Below are 8949 nucleotides of genomic sequence, written 5' to 3'. Positions count from 1 at the left end.
GCGCCACCGCGCGCCGGCTCGCCGTGCAGCTCGCGCTGCGCGCGCGGGCGACGCCGTCGATTTCGGCCTCGCTGCTCGGCTGAGCGCGGCCCGCACCACCTCCCTCGTCACCGGCGGCCCGGCTGCCCTTACTGGAACATCGCAATGAGCATCAAGTCCGACCGTTGGATCCGCCGCATGTCCGAGCAGCACGGCATGATCGAGCCGTTCGAGCCCGGCCAGGTCAAGCACGCGGCCGACGGCCAGCGCATCGTCAGCTACGGCACCTCCAGCTACGGCTACGACGTGCGCTGCTCGCGCGAGTTCAAGGTCTTCACCAACATCAACTCGACCATCGTCGACCCCAAGCACTTCGACCCGGGCAGCTTCGTCGATATCGAGAACGACGTCTGCATCATCCCGCCGAACTCGTTCGCGCTGGCCCGTACGGTCGAGTACTTCCGCATTCCGCGCGACGTGCTGGTGGTCTGCCTGGGCAAGAGCACCTATGCGCGCTGCGGCATCATCGTCAACGTGACGCCGCTGGAGCCGGAGTGGGAAGGCCACGTCACCCTGGAATTCAGCAACACCACGCCGTTGCCGGCGCGCATCTACGCCAACGAGGGCGTGGCGCAGATGCTGTTCTTCCAGTCCGACGAAGTCTGCGAGACCTCCTACAAGGACCGCGGCGGCAAGTATCAGGGCCAGGTCGGCGTGACCCTGCCGCGCACCTGAGCGCGGCCTTCGCGACATCGGCCCCGACGGCCCGGCGCGGATGCGTACCGGGCCGTTTCCGCAGGCGGCCGCCGCCGGCCGCCGCGGCAAGCCCGCCAATTCGTTCGAATCGTTCGAATGGAATGCGTACGGACGCCGCGGTCCTGTTATCGTTCGCCGTCACAATTCGACAGGCGTCGCGGCAGGGGGCCGCCGGCGCCATCTAACCAAGGAGCAAAGGAATGGACCCGCAGAACCCGTATCAAAGCCCGCAATCCTCGCTGACCCCGCCCGAGCACGACGGCGAGGAACTGGCCGATCGCGGCATCCGGTTGGTCGCCGCCATCATCGACACGGTGATCATGATCGTGTTGCTGGTGCCGGCGATGTTCGTCGGCGGCTATTTCGAACAAGTCATGACCGCGGCCCAGACGGGCGAGCAGAGCTACGGCCTGCAGATCATGTGGGGCCTGATCGGCATCGTGGTGTTCTTCCTGGTCCAGGCCTATCCGCTCAACGCCAGCGGCCAGACCTGGGGCAAGAAGGTCATGAAGATCAAGATCGTCGACATGGACGGCCTGCAGCCGAGCCTGGCCGAGCTGCTCGGCAAGCGCTACCTGTTCTCGCAGGGCATCGGCCTGATTCCGTGCCTGGGCGCGATCGTCCAGCTGGTCGACGTGCTGATGATCTTCCGCGAGGACCGTCGCTGCCTGCACGACCAGATCGCCGGCACCAAGGTCGTCGTCGCGCGCTGATCCCGGCCGCGTCGATGCCCGAACAAAGAGCGCCGGTGCGAAAGCATCGGCGCTTTTTTAATGGCTGGCGCAAACAGCGATCCCGCACGACGCGGAAGCTCTCGGAGCAGGAGCGGCGCAAGCCGCGACCGCGCCGCCCCGATGGCCGGCGTCACTGCACGAAAGCGGTGGAACTCAACGCCGCTGGTAAGTAACGAAAAACCCCTGCAGGTCGCCGTTCTCGATGTACGGCTCGACACTGACCACGTCGTAGCCGCGGGTGGTGAAGGCCTGGTGCGCGCGGCTCAGCGCGTTGGCCGCGCCCTGGTTGCGGAAGCCCCAGCTCGCGTCGACCCACAGGGTCACCGCGATCAGGTTCTTGTTGACGGCCTCGGTGGCGACCTGGTCGGGGTTCTTGTCGAACAGGCCGGCCTGCGCCGGAGCGGCGATCGAACCGGCGAGGGCGGCGGTAGCGAGCAGGGCGGCGAGCAGCAGGCGTTGCATGGGGGATTCTCCGTCGGGTCTGTGGTGTGCGATGAGCGGCCGCCCGGGTGGAGCGGCGGCCTTGCGATGAGCGGCTGCGCGACGAACGCCGGATCAGTGCTCGGCGCCGCCGGCGATGCGCCGGTCGACCCGCGTGTTCAACGCCGTTTCCAGCGCCACCCGCAGGCCGTGCACGACGGTGTCGATCGCCAGGCTCGGCGCACCGGCGTGGCGCGCAGCCTGTGCTGGAGCATACGGAATGTGGATGAAGCCGCCTCGAACGCCGTCGCGCGTGCGCAGGGCGTGCATCAGCCCGTAGAACACGTGATTGCAGACATAGGTGCCGGCGGTCTGGGAAATCTCGGCCGGGATGCCGGCCGCGCGCAGCGCCGCGAGCATCGCCTTGATCGGCAAGTCGCTGAAGTACGCGGCCGGGCCGCCGGCGACCACCGGCTCGTCGATCGGCTGCGCGCCGCGGTTGTCGGCGATGCGCGCATCGTCGATGTTGATCGCGATGCGTTCCAGCGACAGCTGCGAGCGCCCGCCGGCCTGGCCGACGCACAGCACCAGCACCGGCTGCAGGCGGTCGATGGCCTCGTTCAACTCGCTCAGGCACTGGCCGAACGCCACCGGCAGGCAGCGCGCGACGACGCGATGTTCGCGCCCGTCGCCGCCGCCGACGATCGCGCCGTCGAGCCGGCGCACCGCCTCCCAGCTCGGGTTGTCGCTCTCGCCGCCGAACGGCGCGAAGCCGGTCAACAGGATCGTCGCCTGCAGAGCGATCGCTTGCGGGGTAACGGCTGGCGTGTTCACCGGAAAGCGATCCAGTACATCAGCACCACGTTGCAGGCCAGCAGCACCACGCCGGTCGGCCACTGCGCGCGGATCACCCCGTACGGGTCCTTGAGTTCGAGCAGGGCCGCCGGCACCAGGTTGTAGTTCGCCGCCATCGGCGTCAGCAGGGTGCCGCAATAGCCCGAGAGCATGCCGATCGCCGCCAGCGAGGCCGGTTCGGCGCCGTGATGGTGGACCAGCAAGGGCAGGGCGATGCCGGCGGTCATGACCGGGAACGCGGCGAAGGCATTGCCCATGATGACGGTGAACAAGGCCATGCCGAGCGCGTAGGCGGCGACCACGACGAACGCATTGTCGACCGGGATCACCGAGCGCACCACGCCGGCCACGGCCTGGCCGACGCCGCCGGCCTCGAACACGCTGCCGAGCGTGGCCAGCAGCAGCGGCAGCAAGGCCGCCCAGCCGATCGAATCGACCAGCCGCCGCGATTGCTCGACGCCGCTCCACGGCGTCTGCCCGGTCATGCGGCATGCGGCGGCGAGCGCAATCAGGCAGGCGATCGCGAGCGCGATCAGAGTGACGTTGGCGGTCTGCAGCAAGGGCAGCTCGCCGATGCGCACGTACTTCAGGCCGAGCGCGCCGATCAGGGTCACCGCCGGGATCAGCAGGGCCGGCCAGAACAGCCGGTTGCCGAGCTGGCGCGCTTGGGTTTGTTTCTCTTCGGCGCCGGTTTCCTCGTAGTCGCCCTTGCCGAGGCCGCCAAAACCGGCGAGCACCGCGAGCACCACCACGCAGGCGCCGACGAGCTTGTTCGGCAGATGCTCGGCGGCGAACATCAGCAGCGCGATCAGGCCCCAGAACGCGCCGTTGGCGAAGCGGCGCGGATTGGCGCGGTCGCGCAGGCCGCGCCAGGCGAGCAGGCCGAAGTAGGCGCCGAGCACCCAGTAGACGAAGGTCAGGGTGATCATGGCGGAGGCGGCTCCGCCGCCGCGACGCGCCGTTGCGCCAGCCTGCGTTCGAAGCGGAAGATCCGCACGGCATGGATCGCGAAGGCGCAGATCGCGGTCGGGATGCCCCACAAGGCGATCTGCAAAGGATCGAGCTTGAAACCGTGCTCGGCGAAGAAGCTCTGGATCAGCAGCACCGCGCCGAAGGCGATGAAGATGTCCTCGCCGAAGAACATGCCGACATTGTCGGTGCCGGCGGCCAGAGCGCGGATGCGCTGGCGTTCCTCGTCGTCGAGCTCGCCGTGGCGGGTCTGCGCCGCGCCCTCGGCCATCGGCGCGAGCAGCGGGCGCACCGTCTGCGGGTGCCCGCCGAGGCTGGTCAGGCCGACCGCGGAAGACAACTGCCGCATCAGCAGATACGCCACCAACAGCCGCGCCATGGTCGCGCCGCGCAGGCGCGCGACCCAGTTCTGCGCGTGTTCCTTGAGGCCGTGGCGTTCGAGCAGGCCGATCACCGGCAAGGTCAGCAGGAACAGCAACAGGAACCGTTTCTCGGTGAACGCCTTGCCGAGCACTTCGAAAATGTCGAGCGGCGACAGCTGCGCGGCCAGGCCGGTGACGAAACCGGCGGCGACCACCACCAGCGCTGGGTTGAGCCGCAGTACGAAACCGATCACGACCGTGGCGACGCCGATCAGGGGCCAATAGTTCATGCCATGCCCTCGCTCAGGGAAAACGGGTGTCGATGGGCGGGTCGCTGCCTCGGCCGCGGCGCGCAGGCGCTCATGCGATCGGCAGGATCCGCAGGCCGTCGGCCTCGAGCGCGGCGCGCAGCGCGCGCGCGAACGCCGGCGCATCGCGGCGGTCGCCGTGCAGGCACAAGGTGTCGGCGCGCAGCGCGAGACGGCCGCCGTCGGCGGTGGCGACTTCGCCGCGCAGCACCAGGCCGCGCACCTGGGCGATGGCGTCGTCGAGCGATTCGATCACCGCGCCGGGCTGGCCGCGCGGCAGCAGCCGGCCGTTGCGCGCATAACCGCGCTCGGCGAACACCTCGTGGGCGACGCGCAGGCCGGCGGTCTCGGCCGCCTCGGTGAGTTGCGATTGCGACAGGCCGTAGACCACCAGCTTCGGATCGAACGCCGCGACCGCGCCGACGATGGCCTCGGCGACGATGCGATCGTCGGCGGCGAGGTTGTACAGCGCGCCGTGCGGTTTGACGTGACTCAATCGCACCCCCTCGTCGGCGGCGATCGCGGCGAGCCGGGCGAGCTGGTTGAGCATCAGCATGCCGATTTCGTCGCGGCTCAGCGGCAGGGTGCGGCGGCCGAAATGCTCGGGATCGTCATAGCCCGGGTGAGCGCCGGCGGCGACGCCGTGTGCGCGGCACAGGCGCAGGGTTTCGCGCATCGTCGCCTCGTCGCCGGCATGGCCGCCGCAGGCGATGTTGGCCGAACTGACGTAGGGCAGGATGGCGGCGTCGTCGCCGCAGCCCTCGCCGAGATCGCAATTGAAATCGATGCGGTCCTGCATGAGGCGGGCTCCGCGCGGCTATTTGCCGCGCTTGAACAGCAGGCCCAGGCCGACCGCGATCAGGATCGCCGGCCACCAGGTCATCAGCAGGCGGGTCAGGCTGACGTTGGTGAGGCCCAGATTGTTGAGCAGGAACAAGGTGCCGATGACGATCAGGATCAGGGCGCCGACGACATGGGATTTCATGGGTGCGCGGTCTCGTGTGGGGCAGGGCGCCGGGCCCCGGACGCGAGGAGTCTAGACGGGTTGGGGCGGGGGGACCAAGCGCCTGGGGGCTTCGGCTGCAGACGAACGCATGAGCCGAGATTCGCCCCTTCGTTGAGGGCCTGGTGCTTGGGTGGACCCGGGGGCGGCTGGAGCGGCTGCGCCGGGGGATTCGCCTTTGCCGTGGACCGAAGCAGCAGTCCGCCTGCCCCCTTTCGAAAGGGGGCAGGGAGCTTGGGTGCGTATCGACTCTTCGAGGTGCGCTCTTGACCGAAACCCGCGCTGCCGGTCACTGCTTCGTTGCGGCGGCATCCGGCGCAGCGGCCGGCGGCGTTGCCGCCTGCGCCGCCGCAGCAGGCGCGGTGGCGCCCGCCGTTTTCGGCCCGGTCCACAGCCTGGTTTCCGGCGCGGTGCCCAGCATCTGGCCGCGCAGCAGCGGGATCGGCGGGCCGCCGTAGCTCAGGAACTGGTCGTGGAAGCCCTTCCAGGCGCTGCGGCCGCCGCGCGTGGCGGTCCAGTCCTCGCGCAACTGCATGATCATCAACTTGCCCAGGGTGTAGTTGAGGTAAGCCGGGTCGTAGGTGCCGCGCGCGGCCTGCTGGCGCGCGTTGCCGGGGTCCTGGAAGGCCTTGTCCTTGAACATCTGCTCGGACTGGGCGACGGTCATGCCGCCGGTGTGCAGGCCGATCGCCGACAGATAGCGCACGTTGCGCAGCAGGGCGTTGGTGAGCTGGCCGATGTGGACCTCCGGCGTCGCGCCGTCGAGGCCGGCGTCGAACATCATCTCCTCGGTGTAGTGCGCCCAGCCTTCGGCGTAGGCATAGCCGACGAACAACTGGGCGAACTTCCACTGCGACCGGTTGGCGTGCAGGAACTGCAGGAAATGGCCCGGCCACACTTCGTGCGCCGAGGTGAACAACAGGTCGGCCTTGCCCGGCACGTAGGCGTCCTGCTCGGCCTTCGGCCAGCTCGGATCGGGCGGGGCGATGTAGTACACCGACGGCAGGTTCTTCTCGTACGGGCCGGGGATCTCGATGTAGGCGAAGTTGTTGCGGTTGAACGGCGGCGCTTCCTCGACCTTGGCCTGTTCGGTGCCCGGAATCGTCACCAGGTCCTTGTCGACCAGGAATTGGCGCAGGCCGACCAGTTGCGCGCGCGCGCCTTCGACCGCGCCGCCGACCGGTTTGTCGTCGTTGACCTGGGTGATGCAGTCGTTGAGCGACTTGCCCTTGGCGTACTGGTCGCAGGCGCTCTTCAACGCGGCCAGGTTGCGCTCCAGGTCGGCTTCGCCGGCGGCGCGCAACTGGTCCAGCGGCAGGTCCACGCCTTCGGTGGCCTTGAGCATGCGCGAGAATTTCTCCGCGCCGAGCGCGTAGTCCTGGGTGGCCTGCGGCTTCTGCGCGGCGAGCCAGTCCGACAGGCCTTGCATGGCCTCGGCGGCTTTGGCGTTGGAGGCCTTGAAGCGGGTCTGCAGCGCGTCGTCCTTCACTTCGGCGAAGGCCTGCGGCACGTCGTTCTTGAAGAACTGGGCGAGGCCGCCGAACACCGAGGTGCCGAGCTGGATGTAGGTTTCCGGCAACGGCCCCTTGAGGTTGGCGCGGATCTGCTCGACCGCCTTGGGCAGGTTTTCCTGATAGGTCACGAACGCGGCCATGCGCTGCGGCAAGGGCGCGTAGGGACGGGTCAGGTACATGCTCGGCGACAGGTCGCCGGCGTAGAAGGCCGGGTTCTTGCTGGAAAAACCGGAGTCTTCCAGCCAGAACAACTGGCCGTCGATGACCGCGCGCACGTAGTCGCGCTGATAGCGCTGGGCGGCGTCGAGGCGCTCGTCGCCGAAGGCGTTCACCGCGTCGCGCTGCCGATGCAGCCACTGGATGTTGCGCTGCAGGCCCTCGGCCGAGAAATCCGGCAGGCGGCCGTCGTACTCGTGCTTGCCCGCGTTCGCGCCCCAGGTCGGGAAGTGCTCGAAGAAACCGCTGAGGAAGCCGTCGACCGCGGCATCCCATTCGGCGCCGGCCGGCTTGGCGGCGGCGGGCGCGCTATCGGCGCCGGCGGCCGGCGCGGCGGTTTCGGATTTGCAGCCGGCGGCGAGCGCGGCGACGACACAGACGGACAGCGACAACAGACGCAGGGAACGCATGCGGAATCTCCAGAAGGCGATGACGGCGAAGCGGTTCGATGGCGGGCGCGCGCATCCTGGCCGGTTCGTGCGCCCGGATGCGCTGTCGATCGTCGCGGCAACCGGGGCGGAAGCGATAGTGCCTTTTGCCCTAGCTGGATGCCGAATTCGGCACAGCGGCGCGGGCCGCCAATGCCGTCGGCGCGCAATCAGCGCTTAGTCAGCGCTTAGTCAGCGCGTATGCGGCAAGCGCGACGCCACGGCCAGGCGCAGGCGCACCACGCGTTCGCGACGATGCCGCAGCGCAGCAATCGCCGCCGGCGCATCGCAGGCCTGGAAGCGCAGCCGCGCGTGCGGAGGCGCCTGCGCCAGCCGCGGCAGGTCGGCGGCGATCACATGGCCCAGGCGCGCATACCCGCCGACGGTCTGCGCATCGGCCAGCAGGACGATCGGGTGGCCGTCCGCCGGCAACTGAATCGTGCCGGGCGCGACCGGTTCGGACACGCCGCTGCCGCCGACCGCGGGCAAGGGCGCGCCGTCCAGGCGCAGGCCTTGGCGGTTGCTGGCGGCGGCGACGGTCCAGGGCTGGCGCGCGAGCGCCGCGGCGCTGCCCGCTTGGGCCGGATCCGCGCTGGGCAGGTAGCGGATCGGCAGCTGAGGGTCTTCGCCGAAATCGGGGTCGACCCACCACGGCGCGATACGCGGCGCGTCGATGCGCAGCGCGTCGATGCGCAAGCTTGGCGAAGCGCCGAGCGGCAGACGGTCGCCGGCCTGCAGGGCGCGCCCCAGGTGACCGCCGAAACCGCCGCGCAGATCGGTGCTGCGGCTGCCGAGCACCGGCTCGACTTCGAAGCCGCCGGCGATCGCCAGCCACGCGCGCACGCCGTTGCGCACGCCGCCGAGCTTGAGCGTGCCGGGCGGCAATTCGATCGGCCGCGCCATCGGCAGCGGCAAGCCCTCGAAGCGCGCGTCGACCGCGGCGCCGAGCAAAGCGATGCGCGAGGGCCGCGGCAAACGCAAGCCGGGCCCGTGCAGGCTCAGTTCGAGCACCGCGGCGTCGTCGCGATTGCCGACCAGATGATTGGCCAGCGCCGCCAGTTCCGGGTCGAGCGCGCCGCTGCGGGCGATGCCGAGGTGGCGCCAGCCGTGGCGGCCCAAGTCCTGCACGCTGGTCAGCGGACCGGGCGCAATGACCTCGAGAAATTCATTTCGCCGGCTTTCGTTGCGTGCGCTCATGCCGGCGCCTGCAGGCGCGCCCGCTCGGCGAATTCGGCCGCGTCTATGGCGACGAAGCGCACCCGGTCGCCGGGTTGCAGCAGGCTCGGCTCGGCGCGCGCGACGTCGAACAGGGCCAGCGGCGTGCGCCCGAGCAAGCGCCAGCCGCCGGGGCCGCGGCGCGGATAGATGCCGGTCTGGGCGCCGCCGATGGCGACGCTGCCGGCGG

At 69.7% G+C, this 8949-nt stretch carries 11 protein-coding genes; 2 read left to right on the top strand and 9 right to left on the bottom strand.

The features are described from left to right. The first annotated feature begins 144 nt into the window (after positions 1 to 144). Positions 145 to 714: a dCTP deaminase gene (dcd, locus tag ACSAMQ_RS18735; RefSeq protein WP_031372257.1), complete on the top strand. Its 570-nt coding sequence runs from the start codon at positions 145 to 147 to the stop codon at positions 712 to 714. Positions 715 to 935: 221 nt separating this feature from the next. Next, positions 936 to 1448, top strand: coding sequence for an RDD family protein (locus ACSAMQ_RS18730; RefSeq protein WP_435397110.1), 513 nt, complete (start codon positions 936 to 938; stop codon positions 1446 to 1448). A 174-nt stretch (positions 1449 to 1622) separates the two neighbouring features. Here ACSAMQ_RS18730 and ACSAMQ_RS18725 read toward each other — a convergent pair whose 3' ends face one another. From ACSAMQ_RS18725 to ACSAMQ_RS18685, 9 genes are all read right to left on the bottom strand, one after another. Next, positions 1623 to 1931, bottom strand: a complete 309-nt coding sequence (locus ACSAMQ_RS18725; RefSeq protein WP_435397109.1) for a hypothetical protein — start codon at positions 1929 to 1931, stop codon at positions 1623 to 1625. 93 nt (positions 1932 to 2024) lie between these two features. Continuing rightward, the gene (gene pcp / locus ACSAMQ_RS18720) at positions 2025 to 2723 is read right to left on the bottom strand and encodes a pyroglutamyl-peptidase I (protein ID WP_435397108.1); all 699 of its coding nucleotides are present in this window, start codon (positions 2721 to 2723) and stop codon (positions 2025 to 2027) included. Beyond that, positions 2720 to 3673 (bottom strand): DUF979 domain-containing protein, encoded by a 954-nt coding sequence (locus tag ACSAMQ_RS18715; RefSeq protein ID WP_435397107.1) that lies wholly within the window; start codon positions 3671 to 3673, stop codon positions 2720 to 2722. The genes pcp and ACSAMQ_RS18715 overlap by 4 nt, the downstream gene beginning before the upstream one ends. Continuing rightward, on the bottom strand, positions 3670 to 4365 hold the full coding sequence (locus tag ACSAMQ_RS18710) for a DUF969 domain-containing protein (protein ID WP_435397106.1): 696 nt from the start codon (positions 4363 to 4365) through the stop codon (positions 3670 to 3672). The genes ACSAMQ_RS18715 and ACSAMQ_RS18710 overlap by 4 nt, the downstream gene beginning before the upstream one ends. Before the next feature lie 70 nt (positions 4366 to 4435). Next, entirely contained in the window at positions 4436 to 5182 is a 747-nt protein-coding gene (locus ACSAMQ_RS18705; protein WP_435397105.1) for a 5-oxoprolinase subunit PxpA, read from the bottom strand. Positions 5183 to 5200: 18 nt separating this feature from the next. Further along, positions 5201 to 5368, bottom strand: coding sequence for a LiaI-LiaF-like domain-containing protein (locus ACSAMQ_RS18700; RefSeq protein WP_169795620.1), 168 nt, complete (start codon positions 5366 to 5368; stop codon positions 5201 to 5203). Positions 5369 to 5675: 307 nt separating this feature from the next. Then, positions 5676 to 7526, bottom strand: coding sequence for a DUF885 domain-containing protein (locus ACSAMQ_RS18695; RefSeq protein ID WP_435397104.1), 1851 nt, complete (start codon positions 7524 to 7526; stop codon positions 5676 to 5678). A gap of 210 nt (positions 7527 to 7736) precedes the next feature. Beyond that, on the bottom strand, positions 7737 to 8741 hold the full coding sequence (locus ACSAMQ_RS18690) for a biotin-dependent carboxyltransferase family protein (protein ID WP_435397103.1): 1005 nt from the start codon (positions 8739 to 8741) through the stop codon (positions 7737 to 7739). After that, positions 8738 to 8949, bottom strand: a 212-nt coding sequence (locus tag ACSAMQ_RS18685; RefSeq protein ID WP_435397102.1) for a carboxyltransferase domain-containing protein, incomplete at its 5' end; no start/stop codon positions are given. The genes ACSAMQ_RS18685 and ACSAMQ_RS18690, both read right to left, overlap by 4 nt.

It is taken from the genome of Lysobacter sp. 1R34A, assembly GCF_051217035.1.
In the GTDB taxonomy this organism is placed as follows: Bacteria; Pseudomonadota; Gammaproteobacteria; order Xanthomonadales; family Xanthomonadaceae; genus Lysobacter.
The sequence above is the reverse complement of the archived record's forward strand: the minus strand, read 5'-3'. Positions and strand labels throughout refer to the sequence as shown.